Here is a 20217-nt window from a genome sequence, read left to right on the forward strand (position 1 = left end):
CGCCGAAGCGCCGATCTTCAGCGTGGCCGACTACGGTCTCGTCGGCGATCTGTTCTCGGTCGTGCCGGAACTGGTGAAAGAGCTCGGCTAAACCGCGCCGTGTGAGTCGAACACTCGCCATATAAAAAGAGGAAAGGGCGCGACGAACGTTGCGCCCTTTTTTTGTACCCGAATACGCGATTGGGAGGAGACAGGACCATGAGCTACCGCGCACCGGTCAAGGACATGTTGTTCGTAGTGAAGGAACTGGCGGATATCGACAGCATCGCCGCGCTGCCCGGTCACGAAGACGCGGGCTTCGACACGGCGCACGCCGTCGTCGAGGAAGCCGCGCGCTTTTGCGGCGAAGTGATCGCGCCGCTGAACGTCGACGGCGACCGCAATCCCAGCGCGTGGGCGAATGGCGAGGTCACGACGACGCCCGGCTTCAAGGACGCGTTCCGTCAGTTTGCGGAAGGCGGCTGGCAAGGCGTCGTGCATCCGGCGGACTTCGGCGGCCAGGGCTTGCCGAAACTCATCGCGACGCCGTGCATCGAAGCGCTGAACTCCGCGAATCTCTCTTTCGCGTTGTGTCCGCTGCTCACGGATGGCGCGATCGAGGCGCTCCTCACCGCCGGCAGCGACGAGCAGAAGGCGCGCTATCTGCCGAAATTCATCACGGGCGAATGGACCGGCACGATGAATCTGACCGAGCCGCAGGCCGGTTCCGATCTCGCGCTCGTGCGCACGCGCGCCGTGCCGCAAGGCGACAACACGTACAAGGTCTTCGGCACGAAGATCTTCATTACTTACGGCGAACACGACATGGCGAAGAACATCGTTCATCTCGTGCTTGCGCGCACGCCGGACGCGCCCGAAGGCGTGAAAGGCATCTCGCTTTTTCTCGTGCCGAAGTTCCTCGTCAACGACGACGGCTCGCTCGGCGAGCGCAACGACGTGCACTGCGTGTCGATCGAGCACAAGCTCGGCATCAAGGCGAGCCCGACGGCCGTGCTGCAATACGGCGATCACGGCGGCGCGATCGGGTATTTGATCGGCGAGGAGAATCGCGGCCTCGAATACATGTTCATCATGATGAACGCGGCGCGGTTCGCGGTTGGCACGCAGGGCGTCGCGATCGCGGAGCGCGCGTATCAGCAGGCGGTTTCGTATGCGAAGGAGCGCGTGCAAAGCCGTCCCGTCGATGGCAGCGCGAAGGAGCCGGTGACGATCATCCATCATCCGGACGTGCGCCGCATGCTCTCGACGATGCGCGCCTATACCGAAGGCGCGCGCGCACTCGCTTACGTCGCGGCGGCGCACAGCGATCTCGCGCAGGACCATCCGGATGAGGACGCGAAGAAGAGCCATCAGGCGATCTACGAATACCTCGTGCCGATCGTGAAGGGCTTTTCCACGGAAATGTCCGTCGATGTCGCGAGTCTCGGCGTGCAAGTGCATGGCGGCATGGGCTTCATCGAAGAGACGGGCGCGGCGCAGCATTATCGCGATGCGCGCATTCTGCCGATCTACGAAGGCACGACGGCGATTCAGGCGAACGACCTCATTGGCCGCAAGACCGTGCGCGATGGCGGCCGCGTGGCGCAGGCGCTGCTCGCGCAGATCGATCAAACCATCGCGGCGCTCGCCGAGGTGGATGGCCAGCCGTTCAAGTCGATGCATCGTCACTTGAGCGCGGGAAGTTTGTCGTTGGCGCGCGCGATCGAGTTCGTCGTCGCGAAGATCAAGAGCGATCCCAATGCCGTGTTCGCGGGCAGCGTGCCGTATCTGCGGCTCGCGGGCATCGTGTTGTCGGGATGGCAGATGGCGCGCGCGATGCTCGTCTCGCAAGCAAAGCGTTCGGAAGACGAGCGCTTCCATTCCGCGAAAATCGCGACGGCCGAGTTTTTCGCGGCGCACATCCTGTCGCTTGCGCCGGGGATCGAGGCGTCGATCGTTAGCGCGAACGGCAACGAAGGCGTGCTCGCGCTGAGCGAAGATCAGTTCTGAGGGTATCTCCGCAAACGAAAACGGCGCCTCGAAGGCGCCGTCTTTTTGCGATGAAGCGAATTACGCGTTCGCGTATCCCGGACGCGTCTTCACGCCGACATCGCCGTAGTAGCGATGCACCGACAGATCGTCCGCACGGATCGCGGGCTGCTTGCCCGACATGAGATCTGCAAGCAATTGACCCGAACCGCACGACATCGTCCAGCCGAGCGTGCCGTGGCCCGTGTTGAGGAACAGGTTCGGCACCGGCGTGCGGCCGACGATCGGCGTGCCGTCCGGCGTCATCGGACGCAGGCCGGTCCAGAACGTGGCGCTCGCGGTGTCGCCGCCGCCCGGGAACAGGTCGTTCACGCACATTTCGAGTGTTTCGCGACGCGCCTGTTTCAGCTTCTTGTCGTAGCCGACGATTTCCGCCATGCCGCCCACGCGGATGCGGTCGTTAAAACGCGTGATCGCAATCTTGTACGTTTCGTCGAGCACGGTCGACACGGGCGCGCGATTTGCATCGACGATCGGCGCGGTGATCGAGTAGCCCTTCAGCGGATAGACCGGAATCTTCACGAGATCGCCGAGGAGCTTCGGCGAATACGAGCCGAGCGCGACGACATACGAATCCGCCGTCACCAGTTCCTTGCCGCAATGCACGCCGGCGATGCGGCCATTGGCGAGCGCGAGCGCGTCGATCGGCGTGTTGTAGCGGAACTTGACGCCGAGCGCTTCGGCCATCGCGGCGAGGCGCGTGGTGAACATCTGGCAGTCGCCGGTTTCGTCGTTCGGCAGACGCAGCCCGCCCGTCAGCTTGTGCGACACGGCGGCAAGCGCGGGTTCGGCCTTCTTGAGTTCGTCGGCGGTGAGCAACTCGAAGGGCACGTTCGCGTCCTTCAGCACGGCGATGTCCTTGCCCGCGCCATCGAATTGCTGCTGCGTGCGGAACAGTTGCAGCGTGCCGCCCGTGCGCCCTTCGTACGAAATGCCGGTGTCGGCGCGCAGCGCCTGCAAGCAGTCGCGGCTGTATTCGGCGAGACGGACCATGCGGCCCTTGTTCACCGTGTAGCGGTCTTGCGTGCAGTTGCGCAGCATCTGCCACATCCACTGCAACTGGTTCACCGTGCCGTCGAGACGGATCGCGAGCGGCGCGTGCTTCTCGAACATCCACTTCACGGCCTTGAGCGGCACGCCCGGCGCGGCCCACGGCGATGCATAACCCGGCGAGATCTGTCCGGCATTCGCGAAACTCGTTTCGAGCGCGGGTCCGGCTTCACGATCGATGACCGTGACTTCGTGACCGGCGCGAGCAAGGTAGTACGCGCTCGTCACGCCGACGACGCCGCTTCCGAGAATAACGATTCGCATGTGATCTCCGTCCAGATTCGTGAAACTTCCGTCTGCTCGCGCTATAAGCTGATCGACGCGACAAACTGAAGCTCGTATAGTGTTATCGACTATGGTATGGACTTCGAGGCAGTTTTAGTTATTGTATTTGGTCGATTTTCAGGAAATAACTAATGCGAACACAGCGAAATCCGGTCCGCACACTCGACAAGCTCGACCACAAGATTTTGAACATTCTTCAGGAAGACGGGCGCATCGCGATGAAGGACCTGGCGGAGCGCGTCGGACTGTCCGTTACGCCGTGCATCGAGCGTGTGAAGCGCATGGAGCGCGACGGCGTCATCCTGGGCTATTACGCGCGCGTGAATCCGACCGAGCTGGGTGCGGCGCTGCTCGTGTTCGTCGAGATCACGCTGGATCACAAAAGCGGGAACATGTTCGAGCAATTCCGGCGCGAAGTGCAGAAGATTCCCGAAGTGCTCGAATGTCATCTCGTGTCGGGCGATTTCGACTACCTGATCAAGGCGCGGATCGGCGAGATGGCGGACTATCGCAAGCTGCTCGGGGACATCCTGCTGCAATTGCCCGGCGCGGTGCAGTCGAAGAGCTACGTGGTAATGGAGGAAATCAAGGAGACGCTGAAGATTCTCGTCGAGACGTGATTTTCCGCTTGCGACGAAGCCATGATACTGTATATTTATACAGTATTAATTGTGGGATTTTTGTCGCAATGTCATCGCCGGATCGTGAATATCCTGTCGCGCCGCCCGCTCCGTTGAAGGGGCGCGGCGCGGTCACGAATGTCCAGGGCCGCTACGAGAAAGACGAGCGCGAGCGTGTCGACGACGGCTGGCTGCATGCCACGGACGCGGAGAACGAAAGCGCGCCGCCGCTGCGCACGCAGGTGTTCGAGGAGCGCGCGAAAACCATCCTTACGCGCAACAGTTCGCCGGACATCCCGTTTTCCGTTTCGCTCAATCCTTATCGCGGATGCGAGCACGGCTGCATCTACTGTTTCGCGCGGCCCACGCACAGCTATCTCGGGCTCTCGCCCGGACTCGATTTCGAAAGCCGCATTTACGCGAAGATCAACGCGCCCGAATTGCTCGAACGCGAACTGGCGAAGCCGAACTACGAGCCCGAGCCGATCGCGCTGGGCGTCAACACGGACGCGTATCAGCCGGTCGAACGCGATCTTCAACTCACGCGGCGCGTCATTCGGGTGCTGCACGACTGTGGCCATCCGTTCGCGGCGATCACGAAGAGTTCGTTGATCGAGCGCGACATCGACCTGCTCGCGCCGATGGCCGAGCGCGGCCAGATGATGGCGGCGATCACCGTCACCACGCTCGATGCCGATATCGCACGCACGCTGGAGCCGCGCGCGGCCACGCCGTCGCGACGTCTGCGCACGATTCGCACGCTTGCCGAAGCGGGCATTCCGGTGGGCGTGAGCATCGCGCCGGTCATTCCGTTCGTGACGGAACCGGACATGGAGCGTGTTCTGGAAGCGTGCGCCGAGGCGGGTGCGACGAGCGCGAGCTATATCGTGCTGCGTCTGCCGTGGGAAGTCGCGCCGCTCTTCAAGGACTGGCTCGCCGCCCATTTCCCCGACCGCGCGGAGCGGGTGATGAGCCGCGTGCGCGACATGCGCGGCGGCAAGGATTACGACTCGAATTTCGCGACGCGCATGAAAGGCGAGGGCTTGTGGGCCGACATGCTGAAACAGCGTTTCCAGAAGGCAACGAAGCGACTTGGCCTGAACGCGCGACAGCGCGGCATTCTCGATATGTCCGAGTTTCAGCGGCCCGCGCAACGAGCGTCGCCGCCGCCCAGCCCGCAACTCGATCTATTTTGACGTTTTATTGCGACAGGGTTTTCGCCGCTTCGACCTGGCTTTCGAAATAGGTCTGGAACGTGAGCGCGAGACCGGTCATCAGCAGGAATGCGCCGAACAGCAGCGAAAAGATCACGACGAAGATGACCGTCCAGCCGGAGTTGCTGCTGCGGCCCGTGTGCGCGTTGAATTGCGCGTCCCATTTGGCGTCGGGCCGCAGGCCGTACACGATGGCCGAAAGGAACGCCGCGAGCAGCGAAACCGCGCCGGGAAACGCCAGCACCCAGCCGAGAATCGAGGTGCGCTCCGTCTCGGCGAGCAGCAGAAAGCCGAACGCGCCCATGACGATGCCCACGATATGCGCCCAGCCGTACTTGTCGCGCATGCCATACAGATAGAAGCGATGCAGGCCGATATAGCCGAACAGAAACGCCAGCGCGGCGGTCAGCGTTTTCGAGCGGAAGTACGGCGGAACAGGCTTGCCGGCCGGCTTCGAGCCGGATTGCGTGGCGATGGACGAGGAAGTCATCAGCGAAAGCGGTGGTGGGAAGAGGCGGAAGCCGCTTGGCGAGCCGGCGTTGGTCCGCCATTTTAAGCCCACGGCCGGGCGCGCCACCATTGACGTCGCCGCATCGGCGCGATTTTCGGTATCAGGAAAACGCGTCGAATTCGTGCCGAACGTCACGTGACATCCAAAAAATGCGTTAAGTGTTTGGTAGGGCGTCGGAATCCAGCTATAATCGCCTGTTCTCGTTGTTCCGAACCCCCGGTTTTCAAGGATTTCAGCATGGTCATCATCCGCTTGGCTCGTGGCGGCTCGAAGAAGCGCCCGTTTTACAACATCGTTGCAACCGATTCGCGTAGCCGCCGTGACGGCCGCTTCATCGAGCGCGTTGGTTTCTACAACCCGGTCGCGACCAAGGGCGAATCGCTGCGTATCGCGCAAGATCGCCTGACGTACTGGCAAGGCGTTGGCGCGCAACTGTCGCCGACGGTCCAGCGTCTCGTCAAGCAAGCTCAGCAAGCCCAGCCGGCTGCTTGAGCGCACTGCGTCGACACCGTATCAACTGCTTGAAACCTGCCCAAAGGTTCGCCGATGTCCGCTCGCGATTCTGAATCCGGCCGCGCATCGGAAAACATCGGCCGAACGAAGCCGGGGCAAGATGAAGGCTCCGCCACGTTTGGCGCGTTCGTCCGCAAGCCGGGCGCGCGCCGCGTGGCGGGCGACGTTTCGAGCGCCGAAAGCGGCAACGACCAGCCAGAGGCAGTGATCGAGCAGGTCGAGGCTTTGCCTGAAGACGCCGTCGAAGTCGGCTTCATCGTCGATTCTTACGGTCTCAAGGGTTGGGTCAAGATCGTGCCGCACGCGAACGGCAAGCAGGGCGGCGACGCGCTGCTGAGCGCCAGACGCTGGTGGCTCGTCAAAGGCCGCGATCGCAAGTCCGCGCGCTGTCTGCAGTCGAAAGTGCACGCCGATACCATCGTCGCGCGCATTGCCGGCTGCGACGACCGCGATGCGGCGCTCGCGCTGAAGGGTCATACGGTGAATATCGCGCGTAGCGATTTCCCGAGGCTCGACAGCGACGACGAATTCTACTGGGTCGATCTGATCGGCCTCGATGTCGAAAATGAAGCAGGCGTTGCGCTTGGCCGCGTCGCCGATCTGATCGACAACGGCGCGCATTCCATCCTGCGGATCGAGTATCCGGGCACGGACAAGGATGGCAAGCCCGTCACCGAAGAGCGGCTCATTCCGTTCGTCGGCGTATATGTGAAGACGGTGGACCGGGCGGCGAAGCGTATCGTCGTCGACTGGGACGCCGATTTTTGAACATCGGCACGTTACGGAGAGAGCGATGCAGTTCGATGTCGTGACGCTCTTTCCCGAAATGTTTCGCGCGCTGACCGACTGGGGCATTACCAGCCGGGCGGTGAAGCAGGAGCGGTTCGGTCTGCGCACGTGGAATCCGCGCGATTTCACTACGGACAACTACCGCAACGTCGACGATCGCCCGTACGGCGGCGGCCCCGGCATGGTCATGCTGGCGCGCCCGCTGGAAGACGCGATCCACGCGGCGAAGGCTGCGCAGCGCGAGCAGGGCATTGCGTCGACGCGCGTCGTGATGATGTCGCCGCAAGGTGCGAAACTGGATCACGATCGCGTGATGCGCCTGGCGCAAGATCCCGGTCTCGTGTTGCTGTGCGGCCGTTACGAAGCGATCGACCAGCGCCTGATCGACCGCGAAGTGGACGAAGAAGTAAGCCTCGGCGACTTCGTGCTATCCGGCGGAGAACTCCCCGCGATGGCGCTGATGGACGCCGTAGTGCGCCAGTTGCCGGGCGTGCTGAACGACGCGCAGTCGGCGGTGCAGGACAGTTTCGTCGACGTGTTGCTCGATTGTCCGCACTACACGCGTCCGGAAGAGTACGACGGCGTGCGTGTTCCCGATGTGCTGCTCGGCGGCCATCACAAGGAAATCGACGCGTGGCGTAGGCGCGAAGCATTGCGCAACACATTCAGCAAGCGGCCCGATCTGATCGAGCGGGCCCGCAGAAGCAAGATGTTGAGCCGTGCCGACGAGGCGTGGCTCGCAGAACTCGCGAAGAACGCGTCGAAGCCTGCATAGGTTTCGAGCGGACGAGCGGGAAAATGGGGGCGTCGAGTGGTATCGGCACCTGAAGCAAACCCATCCTCTACCGGGGCCTGACTCAGTTCAAGGCACACAACTCCGGCAAGATGGCACAAGGAGTCAGTAATGAATCTGATTGAGCAACTCGAGAAGGAAGAGATCGCACGCGTTCTGGGCGAGAAGAGCATCCCCGACTTCGCGCCGGGCGATACCGTCATCGTCAACGTGAACGTGGTCGAAGGCACGCGCAAGCGTGTTCAGGCTTACGAAGGCGTCGTCATCGCCAAGCGTAACCGTGGCCTGAACTCGAACTTCATCGTCCGCAAGATCTCGTCGGGCGAAGGCGTCGAGCGTACGTTCCAGACCTACTCGCCGCTGCTCGCGAGCATCGTCGTGAAGCGTCGTGGCGATGTTCGTCGCGCGAAGCTCTACTACCTGCGCGAGCGTTCGGGCAAGTCGGCTCGAATCAAGGAAAAGCTGGTGTTCAAGAGCAAGCCTGCTTCCGCAGAGTAAATTCTTGGCCAGACGCAGTACGGAAAAAGCACCCTCGCGGGTGCTTTTTTCTTTGGTGTGTTCAAATTGAGGCTTCGACAGCCCGACTCCCGACCCGTGTCCACCGGAAAGACTTCGACTCCCCGCATTCTCGAACCCGAAAAGATGCCCGTCCTCTCGACGGGTGAGACACTCCCGTCGGTTCCGCCCGAGCGCCTCACGCCGGAAGGCTTGCGCGCGCGTTTCGCGATGAATCTCGACTGGGCGCAGGAAGAGCGCGAGCAGCGCATCAAGGCGATCGGCGGCGATCCGCGCGTGGCGTCCGTGCTGGTGCCGCTCGTCGTGCGCGAGGGCGGGCTGACCGTGCTGCTGACTCAGCGCGCCGATCATTTGTCGGATCACGCCGGTCAGATCAGCTTCCCGGGCGGCCGCAGCGAGCCCGAGGACGCGGACGCCGCCGCCACCGCGCTGCGCGAAGCTTTCGAAGAAGTGGCGCTGGGCGCGCAACATTGCGAGATCATCGGTTCGATGCCCGAATATCTGACGGGCACGGGTTTCAAAGTGACGCCGGTCGTCGCGCTGGTGAATCCGCCCTTCACGTTGAAGGCCGATACGCGCGAAGTCGCCGATATTTTCGAAGTGCCGCTCGCGTGGCTCATGAATCCCGCGAATCATGAAGTGCGTGTCTTTCGCTGGGAAGGCGGCGAGCGTCGTTTTTTTGCCATGCCATATAGTCCCGGCGAAAGGAAGGCTCCTTATTTCATCTGGGGCGTAACGGCCGGCATGTTACGCAATTTTTATCGCTTCCTCGTGGCTCGCGCGTGAGCACGCGGAAAATCCGCGTGCCTGCTGTGCGTGGCGCAATTACTCGGCGCGTCGAAGGCGTCGGGCGCTGTGCTATCGTTACGCGAAACTCGAACTAATCCGACCGTTTCGGCGCTTCGCATGACTTTTTTCTCCGTATTGCTGGCTCTCGTCATTGAGCAAATGCGCGCGTTATCGCCGCACAATCCGATTTCGGCGTTGCTTCAATATCATGCGGAATCCACCGCGCATGGTTTCGATGCCGGCAAGGAAAAGCATGGCATCGTCGCGTGGCTCGTCGTCGTCTTGCCGTGGACGCTCTTCGTGGGCCTCGTCTATTACGTGCTGTATCGGATCAACTTCGTTCTGGCGTTTTTCTGGAACGTGGTGATCGTGTACTTCACGCTCGGCTTCCGGCAGTTCAGCCACTATTTCACCGATATCCACCTCGCGCTCAACAACGACGACGTGCCGCGTGCGCGCGAAGTGCTGACCGAATGGACCGGCATCGACACGGTCGACATGCCTGTGAGCGAAATCGTGCGGCACACGCTGGTTCACGCGGTGGTGGCGTCGCATCGGCATGTGTTCGGCGTGTTCTTCTGGTTTCTGATTCCAATAGGCCCGGCGGGTGCGGTGCTCTATCGCATCGCGGAATACCTGGCGCGCGCGTGGTCGAAGCCGAATCCCGAGCGCACCGCGGAATTCTCGTCGTTCGCCCAGCGCGCGTTCTTTTTCATCGATTGGGTGCCCGCGCGTCTTACGGCGCTCGGCTTCGCGATCGTCGGCAATTTCGAGGATGCGATCTACGCGTGGCGCAATCACGCGCGCCAATGGCCGGACGCGAACGAAGGCGTGTTGCTGGCAGCGGGCAGCGGCGCGCTGGGCGCGCGTCTCGCGGGGCCGCTCGCCGAGCCGCTTTCGGTCGAAGCGCTTGCGGTTGGTGAAGCGAGCCCGCTGCCGGTCGGCGACGACTGCACGCCGCGCACGCTGCAATCGGCCGTCGGCCTCGTATGGCGCGCGGTGATTCTGTGGATGTTGCTGCTGCTGATGCTGACGATCGCCGTGTGGCTCGCGTAATCAGTCGTCGAGAGGATCGCGCGCCGTCTGGCAATTCCAGCAGACGGTGAACTGCGGCTCCAGCCATTCACCGCAATGCATGCATTTCCAGGGCCGGGCGTTCGCGTCCGGCCCTTTTCTCGCGCGCTCCAGAAGGCGCAAGGCCAACGCTTCGTCGCGATCGTCGACGATCCATATTTCCGGCGCGCACTGATCCGCCGGAATCTCGCCCATCGCGCCATTCAGATATCGGTTGTGCAGCTGGCACGGCACGCCCGCGGCCGCCAGCACGTTCACCCAATGCTGCGCCGTGATGAGATTGGGGGCGCGCGTGAGCCGCTTCATCGAACGATCTGGCTGGCTTCGTGGACGAGTTGCACATAGAGCGCGTGGCGCGCGGGACGGATCTTGCCGGCGTCGACGGCTTCGAGCACCGCGCAGCCCGGCTCGTGCAGATGATGGCAGTTGTAGAAGCGGCAGTGTCCGAGATAAGGCCGGAAATCCGCGAAGGCGCGTTCGAGCTGGCCTTCCGACAGATGATGCAGGCCGAACTCCTGAAAACCCGGCGAGTCGATCAGCGCGCCGCCGCCGGGCAAGTCGTAGAGACGCGTGAACGTGGTCGTGTGACGGCCGCTGTTGAGCGCGGACGAAATCTCGCGCGTGGCGGCGTCGGCGTCGGGAACGAGCAGGTTCACGAGCGTCGATTTGCCCATGCCCGACTGGCCGAGCAGGATCGTCGCGCGGTCTTTGAGGCGCGCGTCGAGTTGCGGATGAACCTCGCCGGGCGCCATCTTCGCTGAAAGCTCGATCACCGTGTAGCCGAGTTCGCGATACGGCGCGAGACGCGCGCGCGCGGGCGCAAGCGCGCTTTCGACGTCGATCTTGTTGAGCACGATCAGCGATTCCAGCCCGTGCGCCTCAGCCGAAATCAACGCGCGGCCGAGCAGGTCTTCGCTGAAGTGCGGCTCGGTCCCGAGCACGATCAGCAGTTGATCGAGATTCGCCGCGAACAGCTTCGACTTGAATTGATCCGAGCGATAGAGCAGGTTGCGCCGCTCGCCGATCTCGACGATCACGCCTTGATCCGCCGACGACTGCTCGTAGACCACGCGATCGCCGACGGCCAGTTCGCTCTTCTTGCCGCGCGGGAAGCACTGAAGCATTGCGCCGCCGTCTTCGGGCGTGACGAGATAGTGGCGTCCGTGCGCCGCGATTACCGTGCCTTCGAAGCGCGCGCCCACGCTCGGACGCTTGAACTCGCGCGTCATGCGGCGTGTTGCATCAAGCGGTCGATGCGCTGCGAGGCGGGCGGATGCGAGTAATAGAACGCGGTGTAAATCGGATCGGGCGTGAGCGTCGACGCGTTGTCCTCGTACAGCTTGACAAGCGCGTTCACGAGATCCTTCGGATCGGTCTGACTGGCGGCGAAGGCGTCGGCTTCGAACTCGTTCTTTCGCGAAGTCAGGCTGCCAAGCGGCGTGATGAAGAACATGAACACCGGCAGCACGAGCATGAACAGCACCAGCGCAAGCCCGTTATTGCTGCCGACGAGCGACGGCCGCACGCCGAGGCCTTCATAGAACCACGTCGTCTGGATGAGCCAGCCGAGCAGCGCGAGCATCGCGAGGCTGATGCCGAACATGACGATCATGAGCTTCAGCACGTGGCGGCGCTTGAAGTGACCGAGCTCATGCGCGAGCACCGCTTCGATCTCGTTGCCCGAAAGACGCGCGAGCAACGTGTCGAAGAACACGATGCGCTTCGCCGCGCCGAAGCCGGTGAAATACGCGTTGCCGTGCGCCGACCGGCGGCTGCCGTCCATCACGAACAGGCCTTTGGCGGCGAAGCCCGTGCGCGACATCAGATTCGTGATGCGCGCGACGAGCGCCTCGTCTTTCAGCGGCTCGAACTTGTTGAAGAGCGGAGCGATGAAGGTCGGATAGATGGTCATCGCGAGCAACTGGAAAGCGACCCACACCATCCACGTCCAGAGCCACCAGAACGTGCCCGCGCGGTCCATCAGCCAGAGCGTGAGCAAGAGGAGCGGCGCGCCGATCACGATGGCGAGCACCGTGCCCTTCACGAGGTCGACGAAAAAGAGCTTCTTCGACATGCGGTTGAAGCCGAACTTTTCTTCGACCACGAAATGGCGGATGTAATCGAACGGCAGGTCGATGACGCTCGTGATCGCAACGACCGACGCCACCAGCGCGATCTGCCCGAGATAGTCGCGGCCGAGCCAGTCTGAAATGGCGAGATCGAGCGCCTGGACGCCGCCGAGCAGCGTCAGTGCAACGAGCACGACGGCGCTCGTGACGACTTCGATCATGGTGAGGCGCGTGCGCTCGACGGTGTAATCCGCGGCGCGCTGATGCGCCGTGAGCGGGATCGTGCCGCTGAACTGCGCGGGCACGCCATTGCGATGCGCGGCGACATGGCGAATCTGGCGCGACGCGAGCCACAGCTTGGTCGAAACCATGGCGACCAGGGCGACGACGAATATCGTCGAGAAGGCTTGGGTGAAGTTGGTCATCCGGGATTCCGATTGAACTATGCGAGAATTATAGGTTCTAGGCCGTGCCGGCGCGCATTGGCTTTACCCAACTCTCAGGCCGCTTTTCATGACCGACATCTCCGCCACGTCCGAAGCAGACGAAAACGCGCTCGTGCGCAGCGACATGAACCTCGTGTGGCTCGACATGGAGATGACCGGCCTCGATCCGGACAACGATCGCATTATCGAGATCGCGGTGGTCGTCACGAATTCGACGCTCGACAAAATGATCGAAGGCCCGGTGTTCGCGATTCATCAGACGGACGAAGCGCTCGGCCGCATGGACGAGTGGAATCGCAACACGCACGGGCGCTCGGGGCTGATCGAGCGCGTGAAGGCGTCCACCGTCGACGAAGCCGAAGCCACGCGTCAGATTCGCGATTTTCTCGGCCAGTACGTGCCGCCCGGCAAGTCGCCGATGTGCGGCAATTCCATCTGCCAGGACCGCCGCTTCATGGCGCGCTGGATGCCCGAGCTGGAAACGTTCTTCCACTACCGCAATCTCGACGTCAGCACGCTGAAGGAACTGTGCCGCCGCTGGCAGCCGGCGATTTACAAGGGCTTCCACAAACGCGCGATGCACACGGCGCTCGCCGACATTCACGAGTCCATCGACGAGCTCAAGTACTATCGCGAGCATTTCCTGATTCCGTCGGCGCCCGCCGCCGCGTCTTAATTCTTCGACGGGCGCAGCGCGCTTTTCGGACGGAACGCGGCGACCACTTCGGGCCGCGTTTCGATATACGGCCCGGCGATCAGATCGATGCAATACGGCACGGCCGCGAAAATGCCCGGCACTTTCGTCTTGCCGTCCGCGTCCTTCAAACCTTCGAGCGTTTCGCGGATCGACTTCGGCTGGCCGGGAAGATTAATGATCAGCGCGGCGTGATCGGCGGTTTCGCGAATTGCCGCGACCTGCCGCGAGAGAATGGCCGTCGGCACGAAATTCAGGCTGATCTGGCGCATTTGCTCGCCGAAGCCGGGCATCGGCTTCGTGGCGACGGCGAGCGTCGCCTCGGGCGTCACGTCGCGGCGCGACGGGCCGGTGCCGCCCGTCGTCAGCACGAGATCGCAGCCGTGGGTATCGACGAGTTCGACGAGCGTCGCGGAAATGGTCGCGGCGTCGTCCTGAATCAGCCGCGTTTCGGCCCGAAACGGCGTCGTGAGCGCCTCGCCGAGCCAGTCCATGAGCGACGGCAAACCCTTGTCCTCGTAGACGCCTTGCGACGCGCGATCGCTGATCGACACCAGTCCGACTATCAGCTCGTCACGCGTCGTCATCGCGATCGTCCTCGTCTTCTTCGATATCGTCGTTTTCAGCGCCCGCCGCGTTCTTGATCCACTGGAAGAGTTCGCGGTAATAGCGCGGCGGCTTCTGCTGCTCGCGCTCCTTGCGCGTATTGCGGATCAGCGTGCGGCCTTCCTGCGGATCGGCGCCCGGATGAGTGCGGATGAATTCGGTGAGGGCGGCGTCATCGGCGAGCAGTTGTTCGCGCGTGCGCTCGATCCAGTGCAGGCGCGCGGTCTCGCCCTTGTTGACGCCGCGATACGTGTCGAGCGCCGTGCGCAGCGCCGCGATTTCTTCTTCGTGCAGCGAGCGCATTACCTTGCCGACGTACTGCACCTGACGGCGCTTGCCTTCGTGGTCGGTGATGCGGCGCGCCTCGCGCACGGCGTCGTCGAGATGCTCGGGCATCGGCATGCGTTTGAGCGCGTCTTTGGGCAGCGCGATAAGCGCCTGGCCCAGCTCCTGCAGCTCGTGCATTTCGCGCTTCAGCTGAGATTTGCTCGGACGGTCGTAGCCGTTTTCGTCGGGCTCGCGCTCGTCGTCGCGGCCGGATTCGATCGGTTGAATGCGGGTTTTTCGGTTCATCCCGACATTGTAGCTCGCGGCCCGAATGCGTCCGAGCCTTGGCGCTCGAACCACGCGCCGACGCTGCGACAAAGCTTGGCGGGTGAATGCACGCGGTCCTTGCTATGATCGCGTGATACGCCGGTCCCGCTGCCCGACGCTGGTTGACGAGCGCATCGGCCGGGAATCCCGAAGCAATCACGACATGCGCGGGCGCGACACGCCCGACTTCCAAAGGCAACCGAAAAATGGCAGCAGACATGGACGTCAAGCAACGCTACTTCCCGCATACGCAGGACGAACTGAAGGAGATCGCCTCCGACATCCTGCGCTATGCGAAGGAACTCGGCGCGAGCGATGCCGCGACCGAGATTTCAGAAGGCGAAGGTCTGTCGGTGAGCGTGCGGCGCGGCGATGTGGAGACCATCGAGCACAATCGCGACAAGATGGTCGGCGTGACCGTGTTCATCGGCAAGAAGCGCGGCAACGCGAGCACCGCGGACTTCACGCGCGACGCGCTGCGCGACACGGTCGCGGCCGCGTACAACATTGCGCGATTCACGGCGGAAGACAGCGCGGCGGGCCTCGCCGAAGCCGAATTGCTGGAGAACGCGCCGCAGGACCTCGATCTTTATCATCCGTGGGATATCGACGCCGAAGAAGCCGCCGAGATCGCGCGTCGCGCCGAAAGCGCCGCTTTCGCTGTCGACAAGCGCGTGACCAATTCGGAAGGCGCGAGCGTGTCCGCGCAGCATTCGCAGTTCGTGCTCGCGACCTCGCGTGGCTTCATGGCGGGCTATCCGTACTCGCGTCACTACATCGCGTGCGCGCCGATCGCCGCCGCTGGCCGCGACATGCAGCGCGACGACTGGTACACGTCCAAGCGCGATGCGTCCGCGCTCGCCGCGCCCGAAGCGGTTGGCCGCTACGCCGCCGAGCGGGCGCTCGCGCGACTCAACGCGAAGAGCCTCGACACGCGCAAATGCCGCGTGCTGTTCGAGGCGCCGCTCGCCGCGGGCATTCTCGGCGCGTTCGTGCAGGCGGTGAGCGGCGGCGCGCTGTATCGCAAGACCACGTTTCTCGTCGACAGCCTGGGCAAGCCGGTGTTCGCGCCGCATATCCAGATCGTCGAGGACCCGCACGTTAAGGGCGGCATGGGCAGCGCGCCGTTCGACGAGGAAGGCGTGCGCACGCAGCGGCGCAGCGTGGTCGAGGATGGCATCGTGCAGGGCTATTTCCTGTCGACGTACTCGGCGCGCAAGCTCGGCATGCAGACGACCGGCAACGCAGGCGGTTCGCACAATCTGACGATGACGAGCACGGACACGAAGCCCGAAGACGACTTCGAGGCGATGCTCAAGAAGCTCGATACCGGCCTCTTGCTCACCGAACTGATGGGGCAGGGCGTGAACTACGTGACGGGCGACTATTCGCGCGGCGCGTCGGGTTTCTGGGTGGAGAACGGCAAGATCGTGCACGCCGTGGAGGAAATCACGGTGGCGAGCACGCTGCAGGAAATGTTCCGTCACGTCGAGGCGATCGGCGCGGATACCGTCGTGCGCGGCACAAAGGAAATCGGCTCGGTGCTGATCGAGCGGATGACGGTCGCGGGCCAGTAAGGCGCGTCCGTCGATAAAACGAAGGCTCCGGAGCGCATCCGGAGCCTTTTTTCATTCCGAAGGCGCAATGCGCTCGTAGGTCACGAACGCAAATGCGAAATCGTTCGGCGCGGCCGCGCGATGCGTTTCGCGCGACACTTCGCGCCACAACTCCGGATCGGCGGCGGGAAAGCGTGTGTCGCCGTCGAAATCGGCGTCGATCTCCGTGATGATCATCTTGTCCGCACGCCCGATGGCGTCCTGATACAACTGCGCGCCGCCGATCAGAAACGCTTCCTTCGCCGGTTCCAGCGCGAGCGCCGCTTCGAGGCTCGTCACCACGTCGCAGCCCTCGTAGCGGCGCGTGCCGTCGCGTGACACGACGATATTGCGTCGCCCCGGCAGCGGCCGGCCGATGGATTCGTGTGTCTTGCGGCCCATGATGATGGGGGCGCCCATCGTCGTGCGCTTGAAGAAGGCGAGGTCTTCGGACAGGCGCCAGGGCAGTTGGTTATCGCGTCCGATCACGCCATTGCGCGCGCGGGCGACGATCAGGGTCAGCGTCGTCATGAGAGTAGAGGTCGGGCGAACTGGCGCGCGCGGACCGCGCGGCCGGGGTCACGATTCTAACCGACGCGGCCGGCGCTCGACGCGCCGCGCGGGTTCACGCTTCCGGCGATTCGTCGGCGAGCGGCCGCGTCGTGTGCGACGGCGCGGGCGGGATTTCGTCCCATAGCGTGACGCTGACGCTCGAACCAATCGGGCGATTGTCGGGCAGGCGCGTCGCGGACAGTTCGTCCGCCTCCTCGCCGTTTTGTTGCGCGCCGGGTGTTTCACCGCGCCTTAAAGAACTATCGCGTGCCATCGTGACGACATAACCAAGGTAATTATTCCCGCGACGGAAATATCCGGAAATAAAGTAATCGTTCGACCGGTATAAACGAATAAGCGGGAGTTGATTGCAGGAAAAATTTGAACGCTCGTTCAGCAATGGTATTTCTTACCTTCCGGCGCGATACAAATCGAGCGAATTGCGTGCCATCGCCCGCAGACCATTGCTGCGCAACGAATCGAGAAAATCGGGAGAAAGTCCACTGGGGGAATTCAGGTGAAAACGTTTCACTGCTGAAACATGAAGGCAGAAAAACATGAAGTTCCCGTGAAATCGGTATAAGATTTTGTCTTATTAAATTGTGCGCAAAGTTTTTAATAATCGTGTGAGAAATTCTTGACAAGCCCGTCCTGTCAAGGTTTTGTGGCTAATCCGGTGCCTCTCGCGATATTTGTTTCCGGGGCTGCTGGGTTATAGTAGTCTCTCAAAAACAGCACAGAATCAGGCATAAAGGGTTTCGTGGAAGGGTGCGTGGTGTTTCGCGCCGTGTCCCGGGGGGCGGCATATCGAGTGGCAATTCCCTCTTAAGGCGTTTGCGAGAAACGTGCGAGGGCAGCGAAGTCTGCGATGTAGCGCGAGCCTTGAACTACGTGACCTTTTCAACGAATGTTGAACAAAGGATCTGAATAATGGACGTCGCTCGGCGGCAACTCATCTATGTGACTCGCGAACCAAGCGAGGCGCTGTGCGCGCGATTCGAGGAGCGCGGCTGGCATATCGAAATCGTCGCGAACGCGCGCGACACGCGCAAGGCTTTGCGCAGCGATCTGGCGACCGGCGGGCTGCTGGATCTGTCGAGTCATTTCGAATCGCATGAACTGGCGGCATTTGAATCGTCGCTCACGATGACCAACGTGGGCTGGGTCGCGGCCACCGTTGCCGGACAATTGGAAGACGCTGCCGTGCGGCGTCTGATTCGCGACTATTGCTTCGATTACGTGACGCTGCCGACGTCGAACGACCGTATCGTCGATTCCGTCGGTCATGCGTATGGCATGGTTTCGCTGCATGACGCCGCATCGAACGACGCGCGCAGCGAAGGCCGCGCCGAGGGCGAGATGGTCGGGTCGTGCGACGCGATGCTCGCGCTGTTCCGCTCGATCCGCAAGGTCGCGATGACCGATGCGCCCGTGTTCATCTCGGGCGAATCGGGCACCGGCAAGGAACTGACGGCCGTCGCCATTCACGAACGCTCCGCACGCCGCGATCAGCCGTTCGTCGCGATCAACTGCGGCGCGATTCCCGCGCATCTTCTGCAATCGGAGCTCTTCGGCTACGAACGCGGCGCTTTTACCGGCGCGAACCAGCGCAAGATCGGCCGCGTCGAAGCGGCTAACGGCGGCACGTTATTCCTCGATGAAATCGGCGATTTGCCGCTCGAAAGCCAGGCAAGCCTGTTGCGGTTCCTGCAGGAGCGCAAGGTGGAACGTCTCGGCGGACACGGCTCGACGCCGGTGGACGTGCGCATCATCTCCGCGACGCACGTCGACATGCAGACCGCGATGATCGAAGGGCGGTTCCGCGCGGACTTGTACCATCGGCTGTGCGTACTGCAGATCGACGAACCTCCGCTGCGCGCGCGCGGCAAGGACATCGAATTGCTCGCGAAACACATGCTCGACCGCTTCAAGAAGGACGCGAGCCGGCGGCTGCGCGGCTTCTCGCCGGATGCCATTGCCGCGATCCACAACTACGGCTGGCCGGGCAACGTGCGCGAGCTCATCAATCGCGTGCGGCGCGCGATCGTGATGTCGGAAGGGCGTCAGATCACGGCGCGCGATCTCGAACTCGGCGAATACGTCGAAGTCGCGCCGGTGTCGCTCGCGCAGGCGCGCGAGGCGGCCGAGCGGCAGGCGATCGAACTCGCGCTTTTGCGTCATCGCGGACGTCTCGGCGACGCGGCCCACGAGCTGGGCATTTCGCGCGTGACGCTGTATAGGCTGTTGAGCGCGCACGGAATGCGTCACATCGAGGTCGATGCGCCCTCGGAGCATGCCACGCGCGGCTGACAGCGAAACTGCGGTCATCCACCGGACGGGCGCCATAAGGCGCCCTTTTTTCGTGCCGCTGCTCTAAGCGCCCGCATCCATCGCTTGGTAAAATCTCGTCTTTACGCCTTCCGTTCGCGAGGGCGCGCAGCATATCCCAGGGAACATCGAATGAAACAGTATCTCGAGCTCGTCCAGACGATTCTCGATACCGGCACTTGGCAGGAAAACCGCACGGGCATCCGCACGATCAGCATTCCCGGCGCGATGCTGCGTTTCGACCTGCAGCAAGGCTTTCCGGCCGTGACCACGAAAAAGCTCGCGTTCAAGTCGGCGATCGGCGAACTCGTGGGCTTCTTGCGTGCGGCGAAGAGCGCGGCGGACTTCCGCGCGCTCGGCTGCAAGGTCTGGGATGCCAACGCCAACGAGAATCCGGAGTGGCTCGAAAATCCGTACCGGCAAGGCCCGGACGATCTCGGCGACGTCTACGGCGTGCAATGGCGCAAATGGCCCGCGTACAAGATCGTCGACGCCTGCGCGGGCGATCAGATCGCCGACGCGACGAATCGCGGCTTCCAGGTCGTGACGAGCTTCGTCGAAAACGGGCGCGAGCAGGTTCTGCTGTACAAGGCGATCGATCAGTTGCGTCAGTGTCTCGACACGATCATCGAGCGCCCGACCGACCGGCGCATTCTGTTTCACGCATGGAACCCGGCGAAGCTCGACGAAATCGCGCTGCCCGCGTGCCACCTGCTGTATCAGTTCATCCCGAACGCGGTGACGCGCGAGATTTCGCTGTGTCTGTACATTCGCAGCAATGACGTCGGGCTCGGCACGCCGTTCAATCTGACCGAGGGCGCGGCGCTTCTGCATCTCGTCGGCCGGTTGACGGGCTATAAGCCGCGCTGGTTCACGTATTTCATCGGCGATGCGCATATCTACGAAAATCAGCTCGACATGCTGCACGAGCAACTGAAGCGCGAGCCGCTGCCGTCGCCGCAGTTGATCATCTCGGATCGCGTGCCGGATTACGCGGTGACGAAGCGCTACGAGCCGCAGTGGCTGGAGAAGATCGAGCCGAAGGATTTCGCGCTCGAAGGCTACAAGCATCACGACGCGCTCACGGCGCCGATGGCGGTGTAGGCCGGGTTGCGTCGGTTCGCTTGCGAAAACGCGCGGTCGAGGCCGCG

General features: G+C 62.7%; 23 protein-coding genes. 14 read left to right on the plus strand and 9 right to left on the minus strand.

Features of this window, described 5'->3' with window-relative positions; genetic code table 11:
* Positions 1–198: 198 nt before the first annotated feature.
* Positions 199–1989 (plus strand): acyl-CoA dehydrogenase, encoded by a 1791-nt coding sequence (locus AWB82_RS05620; RefSeq protein WP_086966177.1) that lies wholly within the window; start codon positions 199–201, stop codon positions 1987–1989.
* Between the two features lie 60 nt (positions 1990–2049).
* Here AWB82_RS05620 and AWB82_RS05625 read toward each other — a convergent pair whose 3' ends face one another.
* Positions 2050–3342 (minus strand): D-amino acid dehydrogenase, encoded by a 1293-nt coding sequence (locus AWB82_RS05625; protein ID WP_086966178.1) that lies wholly within the window; start codon positions 3340–3342, stop codon positions 2050–2052.
* A gap of 152 nt (positions 3343–3494) precedes the next feature.
* Between AWB82_RS05625 and AWB82_RS05630 the strand changes: the two genes are divergently transcribed.
* Positions 3495–3983, plus strand: a complete 489-nt coding sequence (locus AWB82_RS05630) for an Lrp/AsnC ligand binding domain-containing protein (RefSeq protein ID WP_086966179.1) — start codon at positions 3495–3497, stop codon at positions 3981–3983.
* A 68-nt stretch (positions 3984–4051) separates the two neighbouring features.
* Positions 4052–5179 carry a PA0069 family radical SAM protein gene (locus AWB82_RS05635; protein ID WP_086966180.1) on the plus strand — a complete coding sequence of 376 codons (1128 nt, stop codon included), beginning with the start codon at positions 4052–4054 and terminating at the stop codon, positions 5177–5179.
* Between the two features lie 4 nt (positions 5180–5183).
* Here AWB82_RS05635 and AWB82_RS05640 read toward each other — a convergent pair whose 3' ends face one another.
* The gene (locus tag AWB82_RS05640; RefSeq protein WP_086966327.1) at positions 5184–5687 is read right to left on the minus strand and encodes a TM2 domain-containing protein; all 504 of its coding nucleotides are present in this window, start codon (positions 5685–5687) and stop codon (positions 5184–5186) included.
* On the opposite strand from AWB82_RS05640, the gene AWB82_RS37580 reads away from it, so the two are divergent.
* From AWB82_RS37580 to AWB82_RS05670, 7 genes are all read left to right on the plus strand, one after another.
* A complete protein-coding gene (locus AWB82_RS37580; RefSeq protein ID WP_159462559.1) occupies positions 5671–5847 on the plus strand; it encodes a hypothetical protein in 177 nt (58 codons plus the stop codon). The genes AWB82_RS05640 and AWB82_RS37580 overlap by 17 nt on opposite strands.
* Before the next feature lie 98 nt (positions 5848–5945).
* On the plus strand, positions 5946–6200 hold the full coding sequence (gene rpsP / locus AWB82_RS05645; RefSeq protein WP_086966181.1) for a 30S ribosomal protein S16: 255 nt from the start codon (positions 5946–5948) through the stop codon (positions 6198–6200).
* A 54-nt stretch (positions 6201–6254) separates the two neighbouring features.
* Complete coding sequence (rimM, locus tag AWB82_RS05650) at positions 6255–6989, plus strand: ribosome maturation factor RimM (protein ID WP_086966182.1); 735 nt, start codon at positions 6255–6257, stop codon at positions 6987–6989.
* A gap of 25 nt (positions 6990–7014) precedes the next feature.
* Positions 7015–7785 carry a tRNA (guanosine(37)-N1)-methyltransferase TrmD gene (gene trmD, locus AWB82_RS05655; RefSeq protein ID WP_086966183.1) on the plus strand — a complete coding sequence of 257 codons (771 nt, stop codon included), beginning with the start codon at positions 7015–7017 and terminating at the stop codon, positions 7783–7785.
* 129 nt (positions 7786–7914) lie between these two features.
* Complete coding sequence (gene rplS / locus AWB82_RS05660; RefSeq protein WP_086966184.1) at positions 7915–8301, plus strand: 50S ribosomal protein L19; 387 nt, start codon at positions 7915–7917, stop codon at positions 8299–8301.
* A gap of 144 nt (positions 8302–8445) precedes the next feature.
* Positions 8446–9105, plus strand: coding sequence for a CoA pyrophosphatase (locus AWB82_RS05665; protein WP_086966185.1), 660 nt, complete (start codon positions 8446–8448; stop codon positions 9103–9105).
* 120 nt (positions 9106–9225) lie between these two features.
* The gene (locus AWB82_RS05670) at positions 9226–10164 is read left to right on the plus strand and encodes a CobD/CbiB family protein (protein WP_086966186.1); all 939 of its coding nucleotides are present in this window, start codon (positions 9226–9228) and stop codon (positions 10162–10164) included.
* Here AWB82_RS05670 and AWB82_RS05675 read toward each other — a convergent pair whose 3' ends face one another.
* Genes AWB82_RS05675 through AWB82_RS05685 form a run of 3 tightly spaced genes read right to left on the minus strand, consistent with a single transcriptional unit; the run spans position 10165 to position 12676 of the window.
* Positions 10165–10488 carry a putative signal transducing protein gene (locus AWB82_RS05675; RefSeq protein ID WP_086966187.1) on the minus strand — a complete coding sequence of 108 codons (324 nt, stop codon included), beginning with the start codon at positions 10486–10488 and terminating at the stop codon, positions 10165–10167.
* A complete protein-coding gene (gene rsgA, locus AWB82_RS05680) occupies positions 10485–11411 on the minus strand; it encodes a ribosome small subunit-dependent GTPase A (RefSeq protein ID WP_086966188.1) in 927 nt (308 codons plus the stop codon). The genes AWB82_RS05675 and rsgA overlap by 4 nt, the downstream gene beginning before the upstream one ends.
* Positions 11408–12676, minus strand: coding sequence for a M48 family metallopeptidase (locus tag AWB82_RS05685; protein WP_086966189.1), 1269 nt, complete (start codon positions 12674–12676; stop codon positions 11408–11410). Before AWB82_RS05685 ends, rsgA begins: the two co-directional genes overlap by 4 nt.
* An 88-nt stretch (positions 12677–12764) precedes the next feature.
* Here AWB82_RS05685 and orn point away from each other — a divergent pair, with 88 nt between their 5' ends.
* A complete protein-coding gene (gene orn / locus AWB82_RS05690; RefSeq protein WP_086966190.1) occupies positions 12765–13373 on the plus strand; it encodes an oligoribonuclease in 609 nt (202 codons plus the stop codon).
* Here orn and mog read toward each other — a convergent pair.
* Together mog and yjgA are read right to left on the minus strand one after the other, a co-directional pair.
* Positions 13370–13978 (minus strand): molybdopterin adenylyltransferase, encoded by a 609-nt coding sequence (gene mog, locus AWB82_RS05695; protein WP_086966191.1) that lies wholly within the window; start codon positions 13976–13978, stop codon positions 13370–13372. The two genes, orn and mog, sit on opposite strands and share 4 nt — an antisense overlap.
* Positions 13965–14570 (minus strand): ribosome biogenesis factor YjgA, encoded by a 606-nt coding sequence (yjgA, locus tag AWB82_RS05700; protein WP_086966192.1) that lies wholly within the window; start codon positions 14568–14570, stop codon positions 13965–13967. The genes mog and yjgA overlap by 14 nt, the downstream gene beginning before the upstream one ends.
* Before the next feature lie 227 nt (positions 14571–14797).
* Here yjgA and pmbA point away from each other — a divergent pair, with 227 nt between their 5' ends.
* Positions 14798–16168 carry a metalloprotease PmbA gene (gene pmbA, locus AWB82_RS05705; protein WP_086966193.1) on the plus strand — a complete coding sequence of 457 codons (1371 nt, stop codon included), beginning with the start codon at positions 14798–14800 and terminating at the stop codon, positions 16166–16168.
* Between the two features lie 51 nt (positions 16169–16219).
* Here the strand turns inward: pmbA and AWB82_RS05710 are convergent, their stop codons facing one another.
* Both AWB82_RS05710 and AWB82_RS38205 read right to left on the minus strand, forming a co-directional pair.
* Positions 16220–16717 carry a dihydrofolate reductase gene (locus AWB82_RS05710; RefSeq protein ID WP_086966194.1) on the minus strand — a complete coding sequence of 166 codons (498 nt, stop codon included), beginning with the start codon at positions 16715–16717 and terminating at the stop codon, positions 16220–16222.
* 94 nt (positions 16718–16811) lie between these two features.
* On the minus strand, positions 16812–17138 hold the full coding sequence (locus AWB82_RS38205) for a hypothetical protein (protein ID WP_235023189.1): 327 nt from the start codon (positions 17136–17138) through the stop codon (positions 16812–16814).
* Between the two features lie 530 nt (positions 17139–17668).
* Here AWB82_RS38205 and AWB82_RS05720 point away from each other — a divergent pair.
* Complete coding sequence (locus AWB82_RS05720; RefSeq protein WP_086966196.1) at positions 17669–19048, plus strand: sigma-54 dependent transcriptional regulator; 1380 nt, start codon at positions 17669–17671, stop codon at positions 19046–19048.
* 150 nt (positions 19049–19198) lie between these two features.
* Positions 19199–20170, plus strand: a complete 972-nt coding sequence (locus tag AWB82_RS05725) for a thymidylate synthase (protein ID WP_086966197.1) — start codon at positions 19199–19201, stop codon at positions 20168–20170.
* Positions 20171–20217 lie beyond the last annotated feature (47 nt).

Source organism: Caballeronia glebae (assembly GCF_001545035.1).
GTDB lineage: Bacteria > Pseudomonadota > Gammaproteobacteria > Burkholderiales > Burkholderiaceae > Caballeronia > Caballeronia glebae.

Coding starts and splice junctions, on each gene's coding strand:
- AWB82_RS05720 (WP_086966196.1), top strand. CDS start 17,669: ATGGACGTCGCTCGGCGGCAACTCATCTATGTGACTCGCGAACCAAGC.
- mog (WP_086966191.1), bottom strand. CDS start 13,978: ATGACGACGCGTGACGAGCTGATAGTCGGACTGGTGTCGATCAGCGAT.
- AWB82_RS05630 (WP_086966179.1), top strand. CDS start 3,495: ATGCGAACACAGCGAAATCCGGTCCGCACACTCGACAAGCTCGACCAC.
- yjgA (WP_086966192.1), bottom strand. CDS start 14,570: ATGAACCGAAAAACCCGCATTCAACCGATCGAATCCGGCCGCGACGAC.
- AWB82_RS05685 (WP_086966189.1), bottom strand. CDS start 12,676: ATGACCAACTTCACCCAAGCCTTCTCGACGATATTCGTCGTCGCCCTG.
- AWB82_RS37580 (WP_159462559.1), top strand. CDS start 5,671: ATGGACGAGGAAGTCATCAGCGAAAGCGGTGGTGGGAAGAGGCGGAAG.
- AWB82_RS05710 (WP_086966194.1), bottom strand. CDS start 16,717: ATGACGACGCTGACCCTGATCGTCGCCCGCGCGCGCAATGGCGTGATC.
- AWB82_RS05620 (WP_086966177.1), top strand. CDS start 199: ATGAGCTACCGCGCACCGGTCAAGGACATGTTGTTCGTAGTGAAGGAA.
- rpsP (WP_086966181.1), top strand. CDS start 5,946: ATGGTCATCATCCGCTTGGCTCGTGGCGGCTCGAAGAAGCGCCCGTTT.
- AWB82_RS05670 (WP_086966186.1), top strand. CDS start 9,226: ATGACTTTTTTCTCCGTATTGCTGGCTCTCGTCATTGAGCAAATGCGC.
- rplS (WP_086966184.1), top strand. CDS start 7,915: ATGAATCTGATTGAGCAACTCGAGAAGGAAGAGATCGCACGCGTTCTG.
- trmD (WP_086966183.1), top strand. CDS start 7,015: ATGCAGTTCGATGTCGTGACGCTCTTTCCCGAAATGTTTCGCGCGCTG.
- AWB82_RS05625 (WP_086966178.1), bottom strand. CDS start 3,342: ATGCGAATCGTTATTCTCGGAAGCGGCGTCGTCGGCGTGACGAGCGCG.
- orn (WP_086966190.1), top strand. CDS start 12,765: ATGACCGACATCTCCGCCACGTCCGAAGCAGACGAAAACGCGCTCGTG.
- AWB82_RS05665 (WP_086966185.1), top strand. CDS start 8,446: ATGCCCGTCCTCTCGACGGGTGAGACACTCCCGTCGGTTCCGCCCGAG.
- AWB82_RS05640 (WP_086966327.1), bottom strand. CDS start 5,687: ATGACTTCCTCGTCCATCGCCACGCAATCCGGCTCGAAGCCGGCCGGC.
- AWB82_RS05675 (WP_086966187.1), bottom strand. CDS start 10,488: ATGAAGCGGCTCACGCGCGCCCCCAATCTCATCACGGCGCAGCATTGG.
- rimM (WP_086966182.1), top strand. CDS start 6,255: ATGTCCGCTCGCGATTCTGAATCCGGCCGCGCATCGGAAAACATCGGC.
- rsgA (WP_086966188.1), bottom strand. CDS start 11,411: ATGACGCGCGAGTTCAAGCGTCCGAGCGTGGGCGCGCGCTTCGAAGGC.
- AWB82_RS05725 (WP_086966197.1), top strand. CDS start 19,199: ATGAAACAGTATCTCGAGCTCGTCCAGACGATTCTCGATACCGGCACT.
- AWB82_RS05635 (WP_086966180.1), top strand. CDS start 4,052: ATGTCATCGCCGGATCGTGAATATCCTGTCGCGCCGCCCGCTCCGTTG.
- pmbA (WP_086966193.1), top strand. CDS start 14,798: ATGGCAGCAGACATGGACGTCAAGCAACGCTACTTCCCGCATACGCAG.